Genomic DNA, 25,037 nt, shown 5'->3' on the forward strand with positions numbered 1-25,037 from the left:
AGCAGTAAGGGTAAATGCACCGTCTCCAAAGGTCTTGAGAGGTAATATTCCAAAATTAATACTCTGACTCGCTTGGTTTACTGTAAGTATTCGAGAAACAGAGGTGGCTGCTGAATAATTTGCATTTCCCGTCTGGTATGCAATTATGGAGACCATTCCTGCTCCATTGATACTGACAGACGTTCCATTTATACTTGCAATATTCGTATTAGTGGTGGAATACTGAACCGCTAATCCCGAACTTACTATGGCGGGTGTAATAGTAAACAGAGTATCCCCATACGTTTTCAGAGATGGAGAAAGAGTAAAGGTAATATTCTGTGGATAATTATCAAATCCATTACTTTGGAATGCACTTGCAGGTAATGCTACTCCACTGAAATTCGAAGTATTTCCTATTCCTATACTACGAGCATCATTCCAAAATATATTATTTACACTACCGCCGTCGATAGCCTGGGTAAAATGCCCTGCAAATCCCCCAAGGTCATCTCTACCTGTTACTGTCCCACTTGCATAACATTCACTGATAACTGCATTATTAGCAGTGACACCAACAAATCCGCCGACAAAGAATATTCCTATTACATTTCCTGTTGCATAACATCTCTGAGTAATAGATGAACCATATTCATTGACTCCAACAAAACCTCCTACTCTATTAGAGCCAGTTACCGATACATTGGTGTAGCTCTGGGTAATAGAACTTGGGAAAAAGCTGCTCCAATCAACTCCTCCATTGAATCCAACCAAACCACCTGTATTATCGTTACCATTTACTGTTCCTGTAGTAAAGCAGCGGGTTATGTTTCCTACATGAGCACCTACTAAACTCCCCGTATAATCTTGTCCTCTTATATTTACATTGAGTAATCCTAGGTTTCTAATAGCACTGGTTTGACTTGAGCTCATCGCTCCAAAGAATCCTACTTGATCGGTACCAGGGCGGTCAATGAAAAGATTAGAAATAGTGCTATCATTCCCATGAAAAGTGCCTTCAAAACCATTAATAGGATTCCATCCACTTCCTGTAGTATAAGTGGTATTGACAGTTCCTGATCTGTAAGAAGCAGCAGTATTAAAGTTCAAATTTCTCCTCAGTTCATATCCATTGCAGGTAGATGGACTACAAGTGCCTGTGAGGTTATATCTCATAGAATCTAATTGTTCTATAAAGTTTATATCTATGAGACCATTACCATTAAGGTCTCTATAGGTTTGTGCATGTATATTTCCACATACAAAAAGAGCAAGGAGAGAAACCGTTGCCTTGCTCTGTGATTTTTTTATGATATTCATAGCTGTGTTTATTATATTATGACGTAATGTTTTACATCTATTAAATGTATTATTTATGCCCATCATTTAAGAATTTAAGAAAATGATGGGCATACCATTTTTAAAGAATGTAAGTGAATATGTATTTGATTTTTTATTATAGGGCAATATACAGTTTTTTTTTAAAGTTATCAATCATAATATTAATTATGATTTTTTTGGTGAAAGTATTTAAAAAACAATCAGAATTTTCAAAACTTTAATTGAGTGCTTCTATATAGTAATGAATACAATCCTGAATAGGTAAAAAAATTGTAGAGCAATAGTATTAAAAAAACAAATAGAACCGAGGGTGTTTTATATATTTTGAGATAATATTTCCTGTAAAAATTTCATTGGGTGTCCGAAAAGTTTTTTTACACAAATATTTAATTTTAAACCTGTTGATAATCAAGGAGTTACGAAGCTACAAACGTGCTAAAAGCGGATTTTCGGACTCTCTCATCTTATTTTCTATATTTTGTGTAAAGAATTATTTTTTAGATTGTTTTTAGAATATGTATTTTGTGTTTTCAATAAGAGGTAAAAACAAAAGATATTATATTTGCTCCCATCTTGAGTGCGGATTGTCTTACTTCTTCGGGGTCGTTATGAATGGTTTGGTCTTCCCATCCATTGCCTAAATCTGTTTCATAAGAGTATAAACAAACGAGTCTATTTTCATAGAATATTCCGAATGCTTGTGGTGGTTTTCCGTCATGTTCGTGTATTTTGGGGAGACCTTTATCAAAAGAGAACTTTTGATGAAATAGGGGATGCGAACTTGGCAATTCTACAAAATGTAGTTCGGGAAATACTTTTTTCATTTCTTTTCGGATAAATTTATCTAAGCCATAGTTATCATCTATATGTAAAAATCCACCTGATATCAGGTATTTTCTGATATTTTCTGCTTCTTTTTGGCTCAATACAACATTTCCATGCCCTGTCATATAAATATATGGATAAAGAAATATCTCTATATCGCCGACTTCTACTACATCTTCTTTTTCAAAAATGTGCGTTCCTAAATGGTTGTTACAAAAACGTATCAGATTCGGTAAAGCGGTTTTGTTTGCATACCAATCACCGCCGCCGCTATATTTGAGCTTGGCTATTTTAAGGTCTTGGGAGTATATGGTATTGTTTGCAAAAATAATAATAAGTAATACGATATATTTCATAAAAGAGGTCGTTTTTTTTTGTGTGTTAAAAAATATTTTATTAAAAATAGGAATTTATTAATTATATATATTACTATATAATCTCATAAAAATTCCAAACGTAAGTTATAGAATCGGAAAGAAACGGGGGCGAGAGAGTAAAAGAAGTATGATTAATAGATGCTGTATCTTTCTTTAAGTATGTTTCTGTGATGTTCAAAATGCCCTGCAATAATATATATCAAACTTCGGACAGTGATTCTGTTTCCATTTACTGTTCCTTCATTGTCTAAGTACGCTTCGGGTATAGATGATAGAAAGAATATATTGGAACGTCTCAAATATCTCATTTCCTCTACAAGAGAGGATGGGGTTCTTTTTTCAAATTCTCCATGTATTACAAAACTATTTTCGTCAAAGGGGTTGAGATTTTTACTATCGCCCCTTGCAAAGGAGAGAGTTCTATATACAAATACTCTTTCTGCGTCTATTATATGTCCTACCAATTGCTTTACGGTCCATTTTTCAGCATCGTATCTGTAATTCCATTGTTGTTGATATCCATTGGTAAAAGCAGATTCAAACCAGCTTATCTGTTCTTCTAACACAGCCCAAATATCTTTGCTTCTTATGAGTTTGATATAAGAATCAAAAAACAGAGGGTACTCATTTTGTAATGGTTCTTTCATTGTGAGTTATTTTTTTGTATGATTGTAGTTATTATATCGGAAAAATATTTTCCGTTTTCGGTTCCATACCAGTTCATCGTTCTTGTTTCATAGGAATCTTTGTCGTACCAGATGTCTTTTGTTATATATCCAACATATCCTCCGTTAAAGCTTGTTATGATAAGATTACTTCCTGTTTTTTGAGAAATAGTGTCTAAATGTGCTACTAATTCCCCTGAAAAATCGCATGGAGTGCCTATAAAAAGGTTCTTATCTATCATACAATAGCTTATATATGCATCATAATTTCCAAATACTTGGTGAAATACCCATTCTTTTAGAGCATAGTCCTTACTTATTTTAGGACTTGCTTCGGGAAGTTCTATTTTTACTTTTCCCGTTGTTAAAGAATGAACATAGCTGAGGTCTATTTGTGCGGAAAGAGTCTGGATTTTTCGGGAAACAAGCTTTGAATACGCTTCTAAATCGGTATCGGTAACTACACTTTTTTCTAAAGCATACCCTTGGCTTCCAACTGCTCCGGCAGCGAATAAACAAAAATCAATATTCTCATCTTTTTCTATTTCAGAGCAGACCATTCCTGGATAATCTCCTGATACCCCCATAAAAAAGGGAGATAAAATAGTAGCATGTGCTGCAAAAGAAGTAAATAATGCTTTTTCTCCCGAACGATTCTCTATTTTTATGATTCGGATAAAAGGATCTTTAGTTCCCAAACTATCTACCAATCTATTATAGACAAGTTCTTCTGCGTTTATAGAGCCAAAACCTATTTGAGAAATTTCTTTTTTTTTTTTTGCATCTACCATACTTTCTATAATTCTTTCTGTAATAAAATGGACAACTTCTGGATCAAAAGAACCTGCAAATAGTTCTCCTACAAGGCCTTTTGCCCAAGCACCAATAGAGTTATGCGTATGAGTAGCGGTTAGAAAAACATCTTTGAAAGAAAAACCTTTTTCGTGAAGTTTTTCTTTCAAAGCAATACTTACCTCAGGGGGAACGATAAGCAGTTCCAAGGAGACAATTGATATTTCTTTCTTTCCGTTGGTAAAAAAAAGAGTTCTTACAAAAATAGAATCTTTTACCGTTTCATATACATTTCCTTTTCGAACCCCGTATCCTGCTAAAGGAAGTTTTTTTTTTTCAAATAAAAGGGACTTTTTACTCCATCCCACTTTCATTGTATCTCCTTCAGAGGGCTTTTCTCCCTGAAAAGAATCAAGACGCACCATCATTCTTTTATAGTAATCTCTTTCTTTATAGTTGCTCCTTTCTATTTTTTTGAAAACACAAAATGGGATAATGAATAGGAAAAGAAAAAAGAATATGAGAATTTTTTTTGTCTTTGGTTGCATCTATTGACGGTATTATTTTTTATAAAAAGTTTCTTTTTGAGTATCTAGTATCAAAGTATATTCGCCTTTTTGGAGTTTTTTCACATATACTTCTTTTGCTGTGCCTTGCATAAGTACGTTTTCATTTGCATCTATAATTTGGTAATCACAGATTTTTGAAAACGTAATTCTGTCGCTTACTGTCTGTGGGTAAAAAGTAATAGGGTCTTTATATGTTATATGCTCAATTTCTTCAGAATAGTGAGGGCGTTCTTTTGCAAAAGCATATTGTATCCGTAGTTTATAAAATTCTGCTTCATTAGGAAGAGTATAAGTATATTGTTGGCTGATAAAATTTCCTAAAGCATGAATTTGGTCTATTTTTTGCCATTTTCCTTCGTTCATTTTTTCTATGGTATAGATTGCATCTTTCTTTTCACCTCTGGTGGTCCATTGTAAAAAAAGTGTATTATCTGTAGTATCTGTTATATTGATACTTGTAAAACTAAACCCGCTATGCCAAAAGAGAACATGAGCATTCAAAACTATAGGACGGCATTCATCTTTATAGAGAATCTTTACCATGACGGGTTCAAACTTTTGTATGCCTTCAAACTTGATTTCTATAGCCGATAGTTTAAAGAGATATGAGGATATTGATTTATTATTTACTTGTATTTCGTAAATACAAAAGATATGAGGAAATTTCACTATGGGATTTTGTATAAATAAACTCTTTCCTTGGTATACTCCCGTAATAAAAAGTTCTCCAGCAGTAGCAATTGGAGATAAAAAAAAAGAAAAAAGAGATATCCCAATATATAAAACAAAAAATACTCTCATAATAGCTTACTTCTCCGATTCCAAAAGTTCTCTAATAGCAGTTATACCTCCTTTTACATCTGCTACATTGGTGAAACCATTCTCTTCTATATATTTCATCGCTAATTTACTTCTATTCCCTGATTTGCAATACAGGATTATTGTTTTGTTTTTATATAACTCTAATGTATGGATTTGGTCGGGGAGAGAGTAAAGAGGTATATTTCTATTACCTATATTATATTCTGCATATTCCCATTCTTCTCGGACATCTATTGCAAGGATGTCGTTTTGCGTACATTTGTTTTGAAACTCTTCTGCTGTTATTGTTTTCACTCTGCTATTAGTATGGTTTTTTGAGTGTAAATTGTATTATTGATAATGTATTGAATAAAATAAATTCCTTTCTGTATGTTTTGTAAATCTACTCTATATATGCCTTGTTCTCTCTCTATTTTTGGTACAATGTATTGTCCATATATATTATAGATAGAAATACTTTGTGGTTCTTGAGAAAAATAAATAAAATCTTTCGTGGGATTAGGATAGAGAATAAGCGGACTTTCTGCATTTCGAGAAGTGTTGAGAATGACATTTTGTCTATTTACATTTTGGTTTCTTTGTTCAGAATAACGAGCAAAAACAGGTCTTATCATCATTGTTCCTTTGACAATAGTATTTTGTTCCCATGCCTGACCGTTATTATAGTATATATTTTTTCCATTGTCATTGTTTTTATCTAAGCCTATGCCTATCCAATTGTTCGTATATTGTTTATATCCTATGTAAAAAGTATCCGCTACATATATTGCTTTCTCAAAACGAAACCGCTTAAAGGTATTGAGTTCTTTTGGAAAAGAAACAGTGATTCTTTGGGAAGCAACGGGGAATTTATCGGCAATGGAATACCACGCAAGAATATCTAATGCTTGTTTTTCTGGGATGGGTGGGATTTGTGGAAAATAAATATCCATTCCTATAAGGGAATCTCCTGTAGGAATGTAAAATTTCAAAGCCAATAAGCCCTTCGTTTGATTTCTGCCCACTGCATATTCTGCTATTCCATCGTCTTGAGCTATAAAATCGGATAGAGAAAGCGTAATGGAACTCGTATCATTTCTCCTAAAATCCACATTTTGTGCAAAAGAAGTGTCCGCTGTGAGAGGATTTATATCATCAATAAGAGGTATATCTCCGGAAACAATGCTCGTTTTTAATTGCATCACCAAAGCTCCCGTATCTATAAGGGGTAGGAGTAACTTTGGGTTAAGTGTATCTGATAATATGTTCCTAAATGTCTTTCCATAGAGAACAGGATTTTGAATTTCTGTATTGGTATTGAGTTGCTTGATGAGTGCTTGCGTGTTTTTTTGTGAAACCCAAACATTATAATTAAGTGGTTGATACACGGAGTTCAAATTGTAAACTTGGGTGGAGGAAACGCCTGCATAATACTGTGGGGTGCTTTTCAATTGCTTTATAGGTATCCCATAATAGCCCTTGAAAGGAGAGGTAGGAGCAGTAGAAATGGCTCTATCAAAATAAGATCCTCTTTCTTTCGGATAATTGCCGAGACGAGTAATACTATTATCGTCCCTTCTTTGGTTCAAAAGAATATAATCTACGTGCCATGAGTCAAAAGGACCTGTAGAGTTCCCTAACAATTGAAACTTAAAAGCAAACCCTTGGTGAAAAAATTGATCTTGAAGTATAGGTATTATTTCTTGAGTAAAAGTTTCTTTAGCGTTTTCTCGTCCTCCTTGCATTTTCCAAACCGTTACCCATTGTTTTTGCTTGTTAAAAAATAAAAGTGAGAACGAATCCGTTTCATCGGGAAGTTCTGCAATCCCTTTTACCTGCCAAAAAAAACTAAAATATACTGTGCTTCTATTTTGAACAGACACCAGAGCAAGATTTATAGGTTTAGAAACCAAACTATCTCCCTTTTGGGGAGTATTACTTCCCGAATTATGAGGAGTTCCGTCACCTCTTACCCCATCAAAAGACGCTACATTGATAGTAGGAGGATTAATTCCCAAGGTAGGATTTACAAATACATCTATTCCATACATCCAAAGAGTGCTATCTACGGAATAGCTACTCGTAGAAAAGTCATCCCAAAAAGGAAGTAATAATGTATCTACGGATTGCTCTGCCACTCTCGCCGAACTATACGAGGAAGAACGCAAATGCTTCTGTTCTAATTGAGCATAAGAGAAAGTGACAGAGAAAAAAAACAACAGGAAATGTGCAAGTCGCATTTGTGAAAAAACGTAATGAATATGTAAATGTGTAAATAGTAAGCAGTGCCAAAATATAAAAAAAAATAAAAAGAAGCAGTTTTGGAAAAATATTTATTAAAATGAAACTTTTTTTGTGCAATTTTCATTTATTTATGTCTATTTAAAATAACCATATAAGAATTATAAGAACTCTTCTATAATATATAATTGCCGATGAATACTTTTTTAATCAACTTGCGTCAAATATAGTCGTAGAGAACTTAGTAAATGTTAAAAGTAGATTATGGAATTTATTATTTATTTTATGCAATTCATAACGAACAGAGAAAAACTATATTTCTATATAACTATCAAATATGGTTATCAAAAAAATATAATTATTGCATTTTCTACACCTATTTTTCATCAAAAAACTCATAATTACAAAAATAATTCATATCTTACCATTTAAAATTCATAATTATAATAATTCATAATGAAATAATATGTATAGAGTAAAAATATTTGTGCTGTTGCTTTGTGTGAGTTTATCTTTTCAATGTTCTGAAAAGAAAGCGGAACACTCCTCTGTAGAGAAATATAGACCTGGTTATCATTTTACTCCCCCTATTGGATGGATGAATGACCCTAATGGAATGTTTTTTTATAAAAAAGAGTACCATCTATTTTATCAGTACTATCCTGATAGTACTGTTTGGGGGCCGATGCACTGGGGACATGCGGTAAGTAACGACCTTGTTTCATGGAAGCATCTTCCCATAGCTTTGTATCCCGATAGTTTAGGATATATATTTTCAGGGTCGGCAGTAGTAGATATAGAAAACACTTCGGGTTTTGGAAGTGCGGAAAATCCACCCATAGTTGCTATTTTTACCCATCATAATATGGAACGTGAAAGAGCAGGAGATTTTTTTTCACAATGTCAAAGTATTGCTTACAGCAATGATGGAGGATATACATGGAATAAATATGCTCATAACCCTGTCCTGGATAATCCCGGCTTAAAAGATTTTAGAGATCCCAAAGTATTTTGGTTTTCACCTCAAAAAAAATGGATTATGTCCTTAGCGGTAGGTGACCATATCAATTTTTATAGTTCAAAAAACTTAAAAGAATGGGGACTAGAAAGCGAATTTGGACATACATTTGGATGGCATGGCGGAGTATGGGAATGTCCTGATTTATTCCCACTTGTGGATATGGATACTCAAAAAACATATTGGGTATTATTGGTAAGTATAAACCCAGGTGCGCCTAAGGGAGGTTCAGCAACACAATACTTTGTAGGAAATTTTGATGGAAAAACTTTTACAGCACTTTCTGCTCCATCAAAAACAAAATGGTTAGACGCAGGAAGAGATAATTATGCTGGGGTCACCTGGGGGAATATTCCCGAATCAGACGGTAGAAAAATATTTTTTGGGTGGATGAGCAATTGGAAATACTCTCAAGTAGTTCCTACTGAGGGTTGGAGAAGTTCTATGACCATTCCACGCACACTTCATATAAAACAAAGAGGCGGGGAACCTATTCTTATATCTCAACCTGTGCAAGAAATAGAAACCATGCGAGAAAAAGCAATATCCGTTCCTTCGCAAGAAATAGAATCTCGTATGAATATAAGTTCTTGTTCTCAAATAGATATAACCATTCTCAAAGAAAAAAACAAAGATTTTATTTTCTCTATCGGCAACAATAAAGAAGAGAAAATATCATTTACTTTTACTGATACTTCTCTTTATTTTGATAGAAAACAATCGGGAATAATAGATTTTCAAGCAGATTTTGCAGATACAAACGCTCTACATCTTGATAGAAGTGTATCCACAATAACTCTCTTTTTGGATAAAACATCCGTAGAAGCATTTTTTAATGATGGAGAATTAGTGATGACAGAAACATTTTTCCCAACAGAGCCATTTCATTTTATAGAGTTTTTAGATACACATTCGGTGAAAAATATTACTATTACCCCTCTCCGTTCACCCTTTGAAGCAAAGCATAAGAAATAGCACTATTGCATTTTTGTTTACAATTTTTTTTTTTTTATTTCTGTATAAATAAATACTAGTAAGAACAGGAAGCCGGCTACACTCATTATTGCACCTGATACAGAGCCATTAAAAAATTTTGCTAAATAATAACCAGCAGCAGAATCTATAAGCCCAATCACACAAGTAATATATAACATGTTTTTGAGGGAATTTGTAAGCAGATATGCGGTAGATGGAGGTATTATGAGAAACCCTACTACCAAAACCGACCCTACGGATTCAAAAGAAGTCACGGTAGTAAAAGAAACCATTCCCATTAAAAGATAATGCCAAATAGATACTTTCACTCCCAAACTACTTGCAAACCCCACATCAAAACTCGTCAGAAATAACGCTCTATAAGATATTTTGATGAACCCAATTACTATGAGAGCCACCGCTCCTAATATATATAAAACTCTGGGTCCCATATTGGAACCCCTCTCCGTTATCCATACGTCCAATGGGACAGAAGATATTTCTCCATAGAGAACACAATCCTGGTCTAAATCTACTTTATTCGCATAAAGAGAAATCATAATAATACCCACCGCAAAAAAAGAAGTAAAAACAACCCCTATAGACGCATCTGACTGTATATGGACTTTTCTTTGTAGAAATTCTATAGTGGCAGTAGTAAAAATACCAATGAGCATAGCCCCGATAAGCATTGTTATTGGGTTTCTACTTCCTGACAATAAATACATACCCACGATACCCGGCAAAATAGAATGAGCAATGGCATCTCCTATCATCGCAACTTTTCTTAAAACGAGATAACAACCCAAAAGCCCACAAGATATGGACACTAAAGTGCCTGTTAAAATAATGTAAAAGGATTCCATTTGTTTATTTTTTAGAACACATTTTATTTGCATTACACAACTATTTTTTTGTGAAACCAGAACCTCAAAAAAATATATTGCTCATAATACAAGCTTTTTCTATAATTTTGTTATTATTACATTAAAAAGGTTCTTATATTTTCTTATAATTCTTATATGAATTATGGTATTCGAAAAATGTTTCATATATTTTTTCACTCTATAAGGTATATAAGGGTTCTAAAACTTGATTTTTAGACCTATTCTTTGTATGTATTACATTTGGGAGGTTTGTTTCTTTGCTTGAAATGCTTCCCATATTGCTTTTTTTTCTATGATTTCTAAAGGGGTCATTTGAGAAAATGGAACATTATGCTCGGTTATATCAGAGGTGCTAAAGTCGTATTCGTTTGTCATTGTCAGACATTCCGTAGGGCATACGGTTGTGCAGAGTCCACAAAAGCAGCACTGAGCCATGTTTATATTAAACTTTGCGGCGTATATTCTTTTGGAGCTTCCGTTAGAGGTTTTTCCAAACTCTGTTGGGGAGCGTATTGGTTCTATTTCTATACAATCCACGGGGCATATTTTTGCACATTTATCACAGACGATGCAGTCTTCAATTTCGTTATGGAGTTTATATCTTCCTCTTTCGGGGACAGGTAGCCTTTCATTTGGGTATTGGAGGGTAACGATTCCTGTGTTTTTTGCAAAATAGTTATTTTCTGTCATACTGGTGTATGCCCATCTTTTGTAACATTGTTTAAGATGGGAGAATGTAATTGATAAAGAAGAGAGAGATGTTTTGAGAGCTTCGTATATGTTTTGAAAATAAGATGCGGAGAGTAGTTTCATTTTTTTAGTTTTTTTTCGGCATAAAGCGCTGCTCCTATGATACCTGCTTGATTTTTAAGGGTAGCAGGAATAACAGGGACTTCTGTTTTTATAAATGGGGAGAATTGATAAAATTCTTTGCTAATACCTCCTCCTAGAATAAAAGCATCGGGCCAAAATAGAAATTCTAATCTATTCAGATAGAGGGAAAATCTTTTTCCCCATTCTTCCCAACTGAGTTTTTCTCGTTCTCTTACCGCATTAGAAATATATGTTTCTGCATCTTTTCCATCGATTATAATATGCCCAAGTTCTGTATTGGGGACTAATCTTTTTTTAGCAAATAAAGCACTGCCTATTCCTGTTCCGATAGTTATAAAAAGGATTGTTTTTAGTTCTTTCGGTATATTTCCAAATTTTATTTCGGCTATACCTGCGGCATCTGCGTCATTTACTATGTAAGTAGGACATTGAGTGGTGTTCTTTATGTATTCCGCTACATTTACTCCTATCCATGTTTTATCTATGTTAGAAGCGTTTCTCACTATTCCTCCTTTTACAGATGCGGGGAATCCACATCCTATTGCTTTTTTTTCCCATTGAAAATGTTCTATTATTTCTGAGATACTTTTTGTTATTGTCTCAGGGGTGCTGGGGGAAGGGGTGAGTACTCGTTTTTTTTCGGTAATTATTTTTCCTAATTTGGTATCTACTAATCCTCCTTTTATTCCTGTACCTCCTACATCTATTCCTAATATTATCATATATATTTATGTTTATTTATTGAATGCAAAAACCATCTTTTATTTCTATTGTTCTATCCGCCATAGTGGCTAGTTCTTTATTATGTGTCACTATTATAAATGTTTGGTGAAATGTATTTCTCATAGTAAGGATATATTTATGGAGTTCTTCGGCATTATGAGAATCTAAGTTTCCGCTCGGTTCATCGGCAAAAACAAGAGATGGGTTATTTATCAATGCCCTTGCTATTGCCACTCGTTGTTGTTCTCCTCCCGATAATTCGTGAATTTTATTCTTATCTTTATTTTTGATGTGCAATATATCTAATAGTTCCTTCCCTCTTTTTTCTATTTCTTTTTTATTTTTTTTAGCAATATAACCTGGCATACAAACATTTTCCAATGTAGTGAATTCTGGTAGTAGATTATGAAATTGGAATATAAATCCGATTTTCGTATTACGAAATGCGGCTATGTCTTTTTTATTCATGTGAGTGATATCCTTTCCTTCTATGTATATATTTCCTTTATCAGGGGAATCTAAAGTGCCTAATATGTGCAATAGTGTGCTTTTCCCTGCTCCTGAAGCTCCTACTATGGATATAATTTCTGATGGTTTTATTTCTAAATGTATATTTTTTAGGACTTCTACATTACCGTAGCTTTTGTATATCCCCGATGCTTGAAGTATCATATTTATTTTTTTAGTATTTTAATAATGTGTTCAAAGTACCTATAATTTCTCCAACAGAAAGTTTATTTTTCTATTCCGTCTTGAGAATTTGCATTTGTGTACCTGTAAGTTTTAGAGTTTTTTGAATAGTTCTATCTGGTATTCATTACTTCTAACATTTGTAATCCCTATCGAACTACTTTTTCAGTTCTTCTTTTTGAATTCTTTTTCTGTAGTTACTTGATTAATAACACTTTCGTTAAAAAATGCACTTCTGTTTCAATTATCTCATAAGCAGGTAATTATTGGCTGTTATATGTTATCTGTATTTCATTTTTTTATATAGAACTTGAGTGCGGACAATATTTTCAGTTTTTCTTTCGTTTACCATTGTTATTTACTTTTTCGCAAAAATAATATAAATTATTTAAATAGTTAATTTGATTATTAAGTTCCTTTTTTGCAGATAACAAATTTTTTTATTAATTGCTGGTGGTTATATATTATTCTTGATAGAATCTATTGAGAATATATTCTTGTTTTTCTTTGTTTGTCAGATATGCTTCTATTATTTTCTTTCATATTTTTCAGTGCTGTGGAAGTGGGAAAGGATTTCTACATCATATCAGTATGTGTTTAATTATGAACTATACAATTAAAATATATAAAAAATAAAATAACTTTTTTTCATTCCGTTTTTTATTTTACATTTTTATTTGTTTTTAAAAAACATAAAATTCATTTTTTTATTAAAAAATAAGAAATATAAATAGTTTGCATTCTATATTACAATAAAATTATTCTTTCATAAAATAAAAATAAATAAAAACATTGGTATTAAAAAATAACAAGGGGTGTCTTAAAAAGATCTCTTCTTTGTTTCCTTATAATAAAAAATGATTTTTTTATACCTCCGCTTAGCTTATTTTTATTTATAACAGTTTTTTTAGTATACTGCATAGTTTTATTTTTTCAATGTATTATACGCATATACTTTACACACCATCAATACTCTATGGAAACCACAAAACAGCAAAAATATAACCGACTTATTCAAAAAGAAATAAGTATCATCTTTCAAAATGATTTTAAACACTATTTGGGAAATACCTTTATCACCGTCACAGGAGTAAGAATAACCCCCGATCTTTTAATGGCAAGGATTCACATCAGTATGTTTTTGGTAAAAGAGACCTCGCAGACCTTAGAACTCCTCAATTCTCACAAAAACATTATCCGAAAATTACTAGGGCAGAGAATAAAAACACAGGTGCGTGTCATACCACAATTATTCTTTTTCAAAGATGATACCGATGATAATGCCGAGTATATGGATAAACTCATACAGAGTTTGGAAATCCCTTCTTCTTAAAAAGTACCTTGTCGATGGTAGTAAAGAATCCACTTGATGTTTTACAGCAATACTATGGTTACACTTCTTTCAGAGACGTTCAAGGGGCAATTATACAGAGTTGTCTTGATGGGAAAGATACTTTAGCGCTCTTGCCAACGGGTGGTGGCAAATCGCTTTGCTTTCAAATCCCTGCTCTGTGTGTAGATGGTATGTGCTTAGTAGTATCACCCCTTATTGCCCTGATGAAAGACCAAGTCATGAATCTCAAAAAAAGAAATATCTCCGCAGAGCATATTTATACCGGAATGAGCTATAAGCAAATAGAAATGATTCTCTCCCATTGTATAGAAGGCAAAATCAAATTTTTATATATATCCCCCGAAAGATTACAAACAGATGTTTTTGGGGAGTATATAAAAAAAATAAAAATCAATTTTTTAGCAATAGATGAGGCACATTGCATTTCTCAATGGGGATATGATTTTAGACCTCCTTACCTTCGTATATCAGATGTAAAGCCCCTTATTAATCCCATCTCTACTATTGCTCTCACCGCATCTGCTACACCTATCGTTCAACAAGATATTGTGGAAAAATTAGAAATGAAAGACCCTGCGATCTTTCGTAAGAGTTTCGCAAGAAAAAACCTTTCTTATTCTGTTTTTGAAGTAGAAGATAAACCAAAAAAAATGTTAGACATTCTCAATGCCGTCCCTGGCACCTCTATTGTATATGTTAACACCCGAAAAAAAACAAAATCTATTGCTCAATATCTTTTACGTAATAACATACCAGCTGATTTTTATCATGCGGGGCTACCCGTAGAAGCTCGTTCGAAAAAACAAGAGAATTGGGCATCGGGAAAAACAAGAGTCATAGTAGCAACTAATGCCTTTGGAATGGGGATAGATAAAGGTGATGTGAGAACTGTCATCCATACAGATATTCCCAATTCTTTGGAATATTATTACCAAGAAGCAGGAAGAGCAGGAAGGGATGAAAAAAAATCTTATGCAATACTTTTATATCAAAAAATAGATCTGATAGAGAAAAAAAAAGAGATAGAACAATCTTTTCCTCCCATAGAAATATTAAAACGAGTATACCAATCCATCGGAGATTATTTAGAAATCCCTGTGGACGGAGGATGTTTTAATTCTTATAACTTTGAAATAGAAGATTTTTGTGCAAAATTTCAACTGTCTCCTTCTCAAACTCTGCATTCTCTCAAAAAACTACAAGAAGAAAATCTCATACAGATGAATGAAAGTTTTTTTACCCTCTCAAAGGTTTTTTCTCTTTATAATAAAATAAATCTGTATGATCTTCAAATAAAAGATATCTCCTTAGAAAAAATCATTCAAGCAATTTTACGACTGTATGGAGGACGTATTTTTTCGGAATTTATAGAAATAAAAGAGATCGATATAGCAAAATTGAGTGATATGAATAGAGAAGAGGTTGTTGCAAAATTAGAACAGCTCCATCAGATGCAAGCATTTATCTATGAAAAAAAAAAAGAAAAACCGCAATTAGTTTTTCTTATGCCGAGGCAAAGGACTCAATATCTCCCCATACATTCTCAAAAAATAAAGATGAGAAAAGATTTAGCAATAGAAAAAATGAATCTGATGGAATATTATGCGAATACAAGAGTTCGTTGTAGAACTCAAATAATACAAGAATACTTTGGAGAAATAAGTGATACGACCTGTGGAACTTGTGATTTTTGTATTGAACAAAAAAAGAAGAAAATGTTTGAAGAACTAACCACCAAAGTGATTGAATGTATTACCTATAACAAAGCATCTTACACCGAAGTTCTAAAAATATTTTCTCAATATAATACAGATATTCTGAAGCAGGTGGTAAGAGATTTATTGGAAAAAAAGGAAATAAAAATTACAGGAAAAGACACATTGGAAAAAATGAAAAACAATGAAAAGGAGCAATAGAGATGGTATCTATTTTTTATTGTTTTTCTTTTAAAATTTGCTGTCTTACAAAATCTTGCCCAAAACTGAGTTTTTTTGCTATGTTACTATCAGGTTCAATCATTCTCCAAAAAGGAGCAATCTGTTCTATGGGTTCGCCTTTTGCAAATTTTTCATAGTGTGCCTCTGCTACTATTCGTAAAAATATCCCTGTGGTAACAGGACATGTGTGTTCTGCATTATTTTCACAAGCAAGATCTTGACGTAATGTTTTTATACTTGTTTTTTTTCCAAAACCTATTTTTTTTATATAGGATTCAATAATTTTTGGTGTAGGTATAAACATGGTAGACCCTGCGGGCATATCAGCAAAAGCAACTTCTATTCGTTTTACTTGAGGTTCTTTTTGTTGGTTTAATTTTTCAATCCAACTTTTTTTCTCTTTCATTGCATTTGTTTATGAGCAATGTTCTTCAAAAACTTCTATGAGATGCTCAGCTATCATATTTGCATTTCTTCCCTCAATATGGTGTCTTTCCACAAAATGGACTAATTCCCCATCTTTGAATAGTGCAATAGAAGGGGAAGAGGGTGGATATGGTAAGAGATACTCACGAGCTTTACTGGTTGCTTCTATGTCTCCTCCTGCAAATACGGTAACAAGTTTTTGAGGCTTTTGAGGCGATTTTGCTATTGCTAATTTTACTCCAGGTCTTGCGGCACCAGCAGCGCATCCACAAACAGAATTTACTACTAATAAAGAAGTTCCTGTATGATTTTTGAAATGTTCATCTACAGAGGAAACGGTTTTTAATTCTATAAATCCTATGGAACTCAGTTCTTTTCGCATAGGGACAATTAATTGTTCTGGATACATTTATTTTTATTTTATGGTTATCATTTATAATACAATACTTATTTCTATAATTTCAAATTCTATATTTCCTCCTGGTGCTTTTACTGTCACTACATCTCCTTTTTTTTTCCCTATGAGGGATTTCCCTATTGGAGAAGTAACAGATATTTTGCCCTCCGTAAGATTAGATTCTTCTTCGGGAGTTAATTTATAAGATATAATAGTGTTTGTTTTTTTATTCTTAATTTTTACTGTGTTCAGAAGAGAAATAACTTCTGTATTGAGTTTTGATTGATCTATAACAGTAGCATTTGAGAGTAGTGCTTCTAATTTAGATATTCGCAATTCTAACAATCCTTGTGCATTTTTTGCTGCATCGTATTCAGCATTTTCACTCAGATCTCCTTTGTCTCTTGCCTCGGCTATCTGTTTTGCCATATCTATTCTTCCTTTACTTTTTAAATGGTTGAGTTCTTCTTTTAATTTTTTTAACCCTTCACCCGTATAATAATTTAATTTTTTCATTTTCATCATATTATTTAGTATAATTTTAATAAAGTATAATATTACATATATTATTTCTTTTTATGCTTTTAGAAAAAAAATTATAATATTACATACTAAAAAAATTTCTTTTTCTTAAAAAATGTGTTCTTATACAAATTATCAAATAAAAAATAATAGTTTTATACTCAATAAGCCCATTTAAGTATATTTTTTATAGTTTACAGAACTTCAATTACATAAAACTTGTTTCTATTCTCTCAAAAATTATTATGCAATCTCTTTTCAAAACATTCTGTCTTTTATTACTTCCTGTTTTGTGTCAAGAAGGGCAACAAGAGGATTTTTACTCTCTTTTGAAAAATCTGTATTCAGGAACTGTGCCTACCATATCTGCAGATTCTTTGAATATGCTTATGGGGGAGAGAAAAATATTCTTGCTCGATATCCGAAGTAAAAAAGAATATAGAGTGAGCCATGTACAAAAATCCATCCTGGTAGAGTATGAATCTTTTCATCCTTCACAGGTGCAAAAAATATCTAAAAATGATATTATAATACTCTACTGTGCGGTAGGATACAGGAGTGAGAAAACGGGAGAAAAACTTCTTCGCTTAGGATTCAAAAATGTAGCCCACCTCTACGGAGGAATCTTTGCATGGAAAAATGCTTCTTTCCCACTCTATTCTTCGAATGAAAAAATAACAGATAGCATTCATACCTATAACAAAGAATGGAGTCGTTGGGTAAATAAAGGAATAAAGGTCTATGAAGAATAAAAACATACTTATTATATTTGTAAAAAATGCCATAGAAGGAAAAGTGAAAACCCGCCTTGCCCATTCTATAGGTAACAAAAATGCTCTCAAAATATATAGAATCTTACTGGAAAAAACAAAAAATATAGTCGAAAACATTTTTTGTGATAAAGTGGTTTATTATTCCGATTTCATAGAAAAAGAAGATATTTTTTTACTCCCGATATACACTAAAAAACTTCAGAACGGGAAAACATTAGGAGAAAGAATGCGGAATGCGATACAAAACGAGTTTTTGCAAGGATATGAAAAAGTATGTATTATAGGGAGTGATTGTTATGATTTAGATTCTCTCACGGTGGAAGAGGCATTTTTGAGAGAGGAAGATTTTGTTTTAGGACCCGCTTATGATGGTGGATACTATCTTTTAGGAATGCGTTTTTTTTTCAAAGATATTTTTGAAAATATCCAATGGTCTACCGAAACGGTATTACATACAACCCTAGATATCATTAACACAGGTGGGCATTCTTATTCTTTACTTCCTCCCTTGTCTGATGTAGACGAGGAGAAAGATATGAATCTCTTTTTAAAAAGTCAATTGGAATAATATTTTTTTATAAAAACAAATAATTTATTTTTTATGAGATACTTATATATAATTTTTGCAATGCTCATTTTTTCTTGTTCTGAAAAACAAAATAATGGAAAAGAAAAAAGAAATACCTCTACCCTTCCAAAAGCGAGGGGTGATGCGGGAGAATTACTCATCGTTATGGACAGTACGGAGTGGCAGGCAAGTTTGGGTTTGGAAATTAAAAAAGTTTTCTTTGAATCTCTTATAGGATTACCTCGTCCCGAACCCGTATTTCATATAAGGCATGTACATCCGAGTCAACTCAATTCTGTATTAAAAAATTCCAAAAATATTCTCTTTGCGGGAACACTCCATAGAAATAATAGTTCTCGTGCTTTTTTCAAAAATCTTTTTGATTCAAAACTTTTAGAAAGAATACAGCAAGATACCTCTATCTACACTTTTTCTCAAACAGATCTTTTTGCAAGAGGGCAATTTGTTATGTTTTTAGTTGGCAATGAAGAGCTTTTTTTAATACGAAAAATACAAAAAAATAAGCATCTTTTGCAAGAAAGATTTAACTCCAAAGAAGAGGAAAGATTAGCAGAGGAGCTTTTTCGTTCTCCAAATACAGAAATCGCTTCTGCCTTACAAAAAGATCATGCCTTTTCGATGAGTATCCCCGTTTCTTATATACAGGTGAAAAATGAAAAAAACTTTGTCTGGTTTAGAACGCTTGGTGCAGAGATAGATAAGAATATCTTCTGCTATTATGAACCCTATACAGATGCAAGGGTTTTTAAGCAAGCTGATGCTCTGCGGAAGAGAATAGTGGAGCAATGGATAGTAGACCCCGAGAAGAAAAATATCTATATGACAAATCAAAATGTATTACCCTTTCTGTTCACAGAGGTAAATTTTCAAAAAAAATATGCAGTAGAAACAAAAGGTATGTGGAAATTAAGCGATAACTCCCGTGGCGGAGCATTTATCAGCTATACGTTTGTGGACTCTTTGTCCCATAATCTCTATTATATAGAGGGGTATGTAGATGCTCCCGCAAAAGATAAACGTGAACTGATGCGTGAGCTGAAAGTAATCCTGCAAACTTTTTCTACTCGTAAGTAGTACCTGCAAGAAAACCTCTACAACCTTGAGTAGTAAATGCATTCAATACATTATATGAGATGATATATTGTGTTTTTGTATATATAGAGGGGTTCTAAAAATTCAAATCCTAAAACTGTATCCCTTAAAAACCAATAGTAGAGACGTAATGCATTCGTCTCTACTTGCAGACACTACTTACAGTTCCATTCGTTTTTGAAATACTTCATAGTGTTTTCTAAACAGTTCTTCGTATTTGGTTGCGAGTTGGTTTTCTTGGATTTGTTTGAACATTTGGGAGAGTTCGTTGAGAATGATAATATTTTTTTGGACTTCATTTGGATCCATAGTGGTATTATCTTTGAAGTAAATCAGCATTTCATCGGCTCGTTTGCTCATAGTTTCTGCTATTTTTATAGCTTTTTCTCGTTCATCTACTTCTAATAATAAGCTTACTAATCGTAGAGTAAAATGGTCGTACATAATAGAGGTATCGGGCATAAATTCTAAGGATTTGAGGAGTACGGTTTTTGCTTTTTCTTTTTGGTTATCTTGCACTAATACTTCTGCTAATACATTGAACACGGATCTGCTATTGAGTACAAAATTTCTATAGTCCTCTGTGAGGTAGACATTGGGGTCTTGTAATCCTCTCCAATAGCATTTGTTGATAAGATTATCATACATTACCTCGGGGTTGACGAGAGTTGTTTTTTCGCTTGGCACATTAAGAGGTAATAACCTATAGACAGTCCCTTCTTGGATTACTGATCCTTTGAGATTGAGTCCAATCCCTGAAAGAGAAGTCAGATTAAAATATATGGGTCTTTCCCATTTATTGGTATTGATGATATCTAATATAGCAAGGTCTTTTTTTTCTAAAATTCTACCAGATATGTTGATAGAAAATTTATCAGCGACCATTTCTTGAAGATAAGCAGGTACGATATTTTTTTTCCTCACGTCTGCTGTATCTACATCTACGAATACTTGTTTGGTAGGAATAGAATTATAAGAGCTGATACTATTAGTAACAAGTATAGCTGGGTGATTTTCTTTTACTAATTTGAGGTATTGGGTAAGGGATATAGAATTGTTTTTGAGAGATTCCATTTCTTGTACTACTACAAAATCATTTGGTCCGCCTTGTCTATAATTAAGGGGGTCAAGGGAGAAAGGAAATGGTTTTGAAAGATAGGCATCTCTATACATTTGTTCTATGTACCAATCCGTGTTAAAATAGCTTAAAACTACGACTCTGACATCGGTTCGGAATCCTTCTACTTCTTGGACGTACCAAAGGGGGAAAGTATCATTATCTCCACCTGTAAATAAGATGGCGTTGGGAGCACAAGATGCTAAAAAATTCTTTGCAGAATCTACAGAAAAATATCTATGAGATCTATTGTGGTCATCCCAATTTTCTTTTGCCATAAGTATAGGGCAGGGCGCTGTAAGGAATAGCGATACCACAATAGGTGTGTATTTGTTCTTAAAAAATTTTGAAAGGAATTCAGAGATAGCTAATACACTGAATCCTATCCATAGAGCAAAAAAATAAAAGGAACCTACGTATATATAATCTCGTTCTCTTGGTTCTACTGGTGGAGGGTTTAAATAGCCGATGAGTATGAGCCCTGTCATTAAAAACAGCATCATAACTACGGAGAATGTTCTTTTATCTTTTTTTTGATGGTAAAAAAGTCCTATAATTCCTAATAAGAATGGTATCATCAAGTAATTATTACGAGCTTTATTTTTTTTGAGTTCTTCGGGTAGTTTTTTCAAAGCATCTAATGGGGTAACCCATCCTGCATTTTGAATATCACTCTCTCGTCCTGCAAAATTCCACATAAAATATCGCATATACATGTGCCCTATTTGGTGTTTGAATAGATAGATAATATTATGTGAAAAACTTGGGCTCTCTCCTTCTTTTAACCCTACTATTTGTCTATACTCGGCATCGCTTCCTGATACATACATACGTGGTAAAATAGTAGATCTCTTTGGGTCATATTTTTGTTCCAGTTTATAATCTACTATTTCGTATCTATCTTTTTCTTCGGGTGACTTTTTGGTTACTTTTGCATACACAGCTGCTCCTCTTTTTTGGTCTATCAATTCTGCATCGTAATAATTCCCATAGAATAGAGGTCTGGATCCATACTGTTCTCTTTTTAAGTAACTTACAAAGGAAATCAGATTTTCAGGATTATTTTCATCTATGGGAGTATTATAGTTAGAGCGTATCAGCACCAAAGTATAACAAGAATATCCTATTATAATGAATGTAAAGGAAAGCATAATGGTATTGGCAATAGGATTATTGCTTTTAATAGAATACAGAATACCAAAAAGAATTGCTCCTAAAAAGAGTATTACAAAGAAAATAGCTCCCGAATAGAAAGGGAATCCTAATGAGTTTACAAAAAACACTTCTATCTTTCCCGCAATACTGGGTAGACCTGGTATAATTCCTTCCATTATTACAACGAGTATAACTCCACCTATTGCAAATGTTGCAAGCATGCCTTTGAGGGTTGTTTTTTTTTGTCTTTTTTTAAAATATATGAGGAGAGCAAGTGCAGGAATAGTCACTAAATTCAGAAGGTGAACTCCAATAGAAAGCCCTATTGTGTATGCAATCATAATGAGCCATCTATTCGCTTTTTGCTCGTCTTCTATTAATTCCCATTTGAGAAAAGCCCATACTACAAATGCTGTAAAGAAAGATGACATTGCGTATACTTCTGCTTCTACAGCACTGAACCAAAAACTATCTGAAAATGTGTATGCGAAACTTCCTATAATACCCGCCAAAATAATACGCATGTTCTCTTGATTACTTCCGCTCCCATTTTTTATCCCCATTATTTTATGAGCAAGGGTTGTTATGCTCCAAAAAAGAAAGAGTATAGTAAATCCCGAAAATAAAACACTGGAAATATTTATCCAATATGCTACCTTTTCTACATCTCCCCCTGCAAACATACTAAAAATACGCCCTACTAATAAAAAAAACGGTGCACCCGGAGGGTGAGGCACTTCTAATTTATAAGATACCGCTATGAACTCCCCACAATCCCAAAAACTTGCTGTCGGCTCTACTGTTAAGAAGTATACTAATGTTGCTACTCCAAAAACAACCCATCCCACTATATTATTTATTTTTTGATATGGCATCTTTTTTTAATTTTGATTCTTCGGTATGAAGTGTAATTTGTAACTACAAAAATGTATTTTAATATAATGATAATTGATAATATAACCTAAATAGCTATATACTTGGTGATTATTCATTTGTGTTCGTAATATATGTGTTTTTTATAATGTATTACAATAAAAAATAATATTCTTTTCTTTTTTGAGAGAATAAAATCTTATTTTTTACTAATTTCTTTTTAAAATAGCATACCATGTTATTTTAGAATGAATTGTAATATAATAAAGTAGATAGCATTTTTTGTATTTTATGAAGCGAGCACAAAAAACTAAAAAAAATAATCACAACCCATTAGCACTCACTCAAGAAAAAATAAGAGGTGAGAATATATCTTACAACTATTGTTTTCTGGCAATTACTGTCATTGGACTTTTTTTATATGGGCAGACATTTTTCTTTGACTACGTGTATTTAGATGATACCACCGCTATTCATGATGGAAAGGCATATTTTGAGGTATTTTCTCATATTTGGGAGGGATTTATTAGATCTGCATGGTTAGATTATTACCGCCCTGTGCTGTTCGGGAGTATCATTTTGAACTATACCATGGGAGGACAAGACCCTTTTATATATCATTTTTTTAATGTTTTTTTTCATATATTTTCTTGTTGCCTCCTTTTTTGGTTTCTTGTACTTTTAAAATATGAAAGGATCTATGCTCTTTTAACGACTCTTCTTTTTGTAGTTCATCCTCTTTTTTCACAAGCGGTTTCATGGATTTTTGGAAGAAATGACCCTCTCCTCTCTATAGCAATGTTGAGTTCTTTCATTTTTTTATTGCATTATATAGAATATAAAAAAAAATATTGGTATCTGCTCCATTTAGTATTCTTCTTTTTAGCACTTTGCACAAAAGAAACAGGGATAGGGATCCCCTTAGTCTACGCTGCTTATATAGTGTTTGTAACAAAAAATAAAAAATTTCTTTTTACAGGATACAAACCGTCTCCCTTACTTATAGGATGGATATTGGTAGTTATATTTTGGTATTTTTTGAGAACGCATGCATTGAACACCCTTTCGGGTAATCGCACACTCAACAGTACTTTTGGAATAGATGCACTGCTTTATAACATCCCTACTATAAGTGAGTTTTTAGCAAAATTTTTTGTTCCGATACAACTTTCTGTCTTCGCTAGTTTTTCTCAAGGAATGACTCTTTTAGGAATATTTTTATATCTTTTTTTAGGAATTCTTTGTTATATAAAAATAGTTTCTCGGGAATTTTTTCTTTGGGTATCTATCTGGTGGTTTGTTTTTTTAATTCCTCCTCTTCTTATTTTATATGATGCAGATAAACTGAGTGATTACTTAGAGCATAGAGCGTATCTCCCCGCAATATCTCTCATCCTCCTCCTCAATGAAATGCTTAAAAACATCAAAAATAAAAAAATACCTCCTCTCTTGCCCATTTCAGTAGATACCATATTCAAATATGCATTGGTAAGTATCATCTCTCTCTTTTTTATTATTACATTTTTGCATACACAGAACTTTAAAAATGTCTATACTTTTTGGACAAATGCGACTGAAACATCTCCCCAACATCCCGGCAGTTGGAAAGCTCTCGGAAAGCCCTATTACGAAAGTGGAAATAGAGACAAAGCACAAGAATATTTTCTAAAATCTTTTGAGAGGAACCCGAAAGATTGGGAGATTTGTTATAGTTTAGGTTTTCTTTTTGAAAAAAAACAAAAATATGACTCTGCTCTTTTCTTCTATAAATATGCTACTCTTGCCGATGAAAAACGATGGGAAGCTTTTGTAAATATAGGGGTACTCTATTTTTATCAAAAAAAATATGATGAAGCAGAAAAATACTGGAAACATACCATTACTCTTTCTGACAATGAAAGTGCCTATATAAATCTTGTTTCCCTTGCCATTCAAAAAAATAATCTCACCGAAGCAAAGTACTATTTAGAATTACTGAAATCCAAAGGAAAAGATGTTTCTGCCTCTTTTCCACAATTACATGAATGAGCATCGCAAGAGAACCTCTAAAACCTTGATTAGTAAATGGATTCAATACATTATTAA

22 protein-coding genes are annotated in these 25,037 nt (G+C 32.9%); 7 read left to right on the forward strand and 15 right to left on the reverse strand.

The features are described from left to right. The 7 genes from QM536_03085 to QM536_03115 form a co-directional block, all read right to left on the reverse strand. On the reverse strand, positions 1–1,299 hold a 1,299-nt coding region (locus tag QM536_03085; protein MDI9355994.1), incomplete at its 3' end, for a GLUG motif-containing protein. 551 nt (positions 1,300–1,850) lie between these two features. After that, positions 1,851–2,501, reverse strand: coding sequence for a DUF4159 domain-containing protein (locus tag QM536_03090; GenBank protein ID MDI9355995.1), 651 nt, complete (start codon positions 2,499–2,501; stop codon positions 1,851–1,853). A 152-nt stretch (positions 2,502–2,653) separates the two neighbouring features. Continuing rightward, the gene (locus QM536_03095; GenBank protein MDI9355996.1) at positions 2,654–3,169 is read right to left on the reverse strand and encodes a DinB family protein; all 516 of its coding nucleotides are present in this window, start codon (positions 3,167–3,169) and stop codon (positions 2,654–2,656) included. Then, positions 3,166–4,527, reverse strand: coding sequence for a neutral/alkaline non-lysosomal ceramidase N-terminal domain-containing protein (locus QM536_03100; protein MDI9355997.1), 1,362 nt, complete (start codon positions 4,525–4,527; stop codon positions 3,166–3,168). Before QM536_03100 ends, QM536_03095 begins: the two co-directional genes overlap by 4 nt. A 12-nt stretch (positions 4,528–4,539) precedes the next feature. Beyond that, positions 4,540–5,349, reverse strand: a complete 810-nt coding sequence (locus QM536_03105) for a hypothetical protein (protein ID MDI9355998.1) — start codon at positions 5,347–5,349, stop codon at positions 4,540–4,542. A 6-nt stretch (positions 5,350–5,355) separates the two neighbouring features. Then, positions 5,356–5,664, reverse strand: coding sequence for a rhodanese-like domain-containing protein (locus QM536_03110; protein ID MDI9355999.1), 309 nt, complete (start codon positions 5,662–5,664; stop codon positions 5,356–5,358). Continuing rightward, positions 5,661–7,589, reverse strand: a complete 1,929-nt coding sequence (locus tag QM536_03115; protein MDI9356000.1) for a T9SS type A sorting domain-containing protein — start codon at positions 7,587–7,589, stop codon at positions 5,661–5,663. Before QM536_03115 ends, QM536_03110 begins: the two co-directional genes overlap by 4 nt. Positions 7,590–8,056: 467 nt before the next feature. Between QM536_03115 and QM536_03120 the strand changes: the two genes are divergently transcribed. After that, on the forward strand, positions 8,057–9,583 hold the full coding sequence (locus QM536_03120) for a glycoside hydrolase family 32 protein (protein ID MDI9356001.1): 1,527 nt from the start codon (positions 8,057–8,059) through the stop codon (positions 9,581–9,583). A gap of 17 nt (positions 9,584–9,600) precedes the next feature. Here QM536_03120 and QM536_03125 read toward each other — a convergent pair whose 3' ends face one another. The 4 genes from QM536_03125 to QM536_03140 all read right to left on the reverse strand — a co-directional run bounded on the left by QM536_03125 (position 9,601) and on the right by QM536_03140 (position 12,699). Beyond that, on the reverse strand, positions 9,601–10,449 hold the full coding sequence (locus QM536_03125; GenBank protein MDI9356002.1) for a metal ABC transporter permease: 849 nt from the start codon (positions 10,447–10,449) through the stop codon (positions 9,601–9,603). A gap of 255 nt (positions 10,450–10,704) precedes the next feature. Beyond that, positions 10,705–11,283, reverse strand: a complete 579-nt coding sequence (locus QM536_03130) for a 4Fe-4S dicluster domain-containing protein (protein ID MDI9356003.1) — start codon at positions 11,281–11,283, stop codon at positions 10,705–10,707. After that, the gene (locus QM536_03135) at positions 11,280–12,026 is read right to left on the reverse strand and encodes an ROK family protein (GenBank protein ID MDI9356004.1); all 747 of its coding nucleotides are present in this window, start codon (positions 12,024–12,026) and stop codon (positions 11,280–11,282) included. The genes QM536_03130 and QM536_03135 overlap by 4 nt, the downstream gene beginning before the upstream one ends. Positions 12,027–12,042: 16 nt before the next feature. Then, on the reverse strand, positions 12,043–12,699 hold the full coding sequence (locus tag QM536_03140) for an ABC transporter ATP-binding protein (GenBank protein MDI9356005.1): 657 nt from the start codon (positions 12,697–12,699) through the stop codon (positions 12,043–12,045). Between the two features lie 994 nt (positions 12,700–13,693). Between QM536_03140 and rbfA the strand changes: the two genes are divergently transcribed. Next, on the forward strand, positions 13,694–14,050 hold the full coding sequence (rbfA, locus tag QM536_03145; GenBank protein MDI9356006.1) for a 30S ribosome-binding factor RbfA: 357 nt from the start codon (positions 13,694–13,696) through the stop codon (positions 14,048–14,050). Between the two features lie 14 nt (positions 14,051–14,064). Next, positions 14,065–15,987 carry an ATP-dependent DNA helicase RecQ gene (locus QM536_03150; GenBank protein ID MDI9356007.1) on the forward strand — a complete coding sequence of 641 codons (1,923 nt, stop codon included), beginning with the start codon at positions 14,065–14,067 and terminating at the stop codon, positions 15,985–15,987. 16 nt (positions 15,988–16,003) lie between these two features. On the opposite strand, the gene QM536_03155 is transcribed toward QM536_03150, so the two are convergent. Genes QM536_03155 through greA form a run of 3 tightly spaced genes read right to left on the reverse strand, consistent with a single transcriptional unit; the run spans position 16,004 to position 17,347 of the window. Beyond that, a complete protein-coding gene (locus QM536_03155) occupies positions 16,004–16,414 on the reverse strand; it encodes a hypothetical protein (GenBank protein MDI9356008.1) in 411 nt (136 codons plus the stop codon). A gap of 9 nt (positions 16,415–16,423) precedes the next feature. After that, a complete protein-coding gene (locus QM536_03160; GenBank protein MDI9356009.1) occupies positions 16,424–16,843 on the reverse strand; it encodes a BrxA/BrxB family bacilliredoxin in 420 nt (139 codons plus the stop codon). 24 nt (positions 16,844–16,867) lie between these two features. Further along, positions 16,868–17,347 carry a transcription elongation factor GreA gene (gene greA, locus QM536_03165; GenBank protein ID MDI9356010.1) on the reverse strand — a complete coding sequence of 160 codons (480 nt, stop codon included), beginning with the start codon at positions 17,345–17,347 and terminating at the stop codon, positions 16,868–16,870. A gap of 251 nt (positions 17,348–17,598) precedes the next feature. On the opposite strand from greA, the gene QM536_03170 reads away from it, so the two are divergent. The 3 genes from QM536_03170 to QM536_03180 are packed head-to-tail and all read left to right on the forward strand — an operon-like array spanning position 17,599 to position 19,789. After that, on the forward strand, positions 17,599–18,105 hold the full coding sequence (locus tag QM536_03170; GenBank protein ID MDI9356011.1) for a rhodanese-like domain-containing protein: 507 nt from the start codon (positions 17,599–17,601) through the stop codon (positions 18,103–18,105). Next, positions 18,095–18,694 carry a TIGR04282 family arsenosugar biosynthesis glycosyltransferase gene (locus QM536_03175; GenBank protein MDI9356012.1) on the forward strand — a complete coding sequence of 200 codons (600 nt, stop codon included), beginning with the start codon at positions 18,095–18,097 and terminating at the stop codon, positions 18,692–18,694. The genes QM536_03170 and QM536_03175 overlap by 11 nt, the downstream gene beginning before the upstream one ends. Positions 18,695–18,727: 33 nt before the next feature. Continuing rightward, positions 18,728–19,789, forward strand: coding sequence for a DUF4837 family protein (locus QM536_03180; protein MDI9356013.1), 1,062 nt, complete (start codon positions 18,728–18,730; stop codon positions 19,787–19,789). 177 nt (positions 19,790–19,966) lie between these two features. Here QM536_03180 and QM536_03185 read toward each other — a convergent pair whose 3' ends face one another. After that, a complete protein-coding gene (locus QM536_03185; GenBank protein MDI9356014.1) occupies positions 19,967–22,954 on the reverse strand; it encodes a DUF2723 domain-containing protein in 2,988 nt (995 codons plus the stop codon). Positions 22,955–23,243: 289 nt separating this feature from the next. On the opposite strand from QM536_03185, the gene QM536_03190 reads away from it, so the two are divergent. Further along, on the forward strand, positions 23,244–24,980 hold the full coding sequence (locus QM536_03190) for a hypothetical protein (protein ID MDI9356015.1): 1,737 nt from the start codon (positions 23,244–23,246) through the stop codon (positions 24,978–24,980). Positions 24,981–25,037 lie beyond the last annotated feature (57 nt).

The sequence above is a fragment of the Chitinophagaceae bacterium genome, from assembly GCA_030053935.1.
GTDB lineage: Bacteria > Bacteroidota > Bacteroidia > Cytophagales > JASGCU01 > JASGCU01.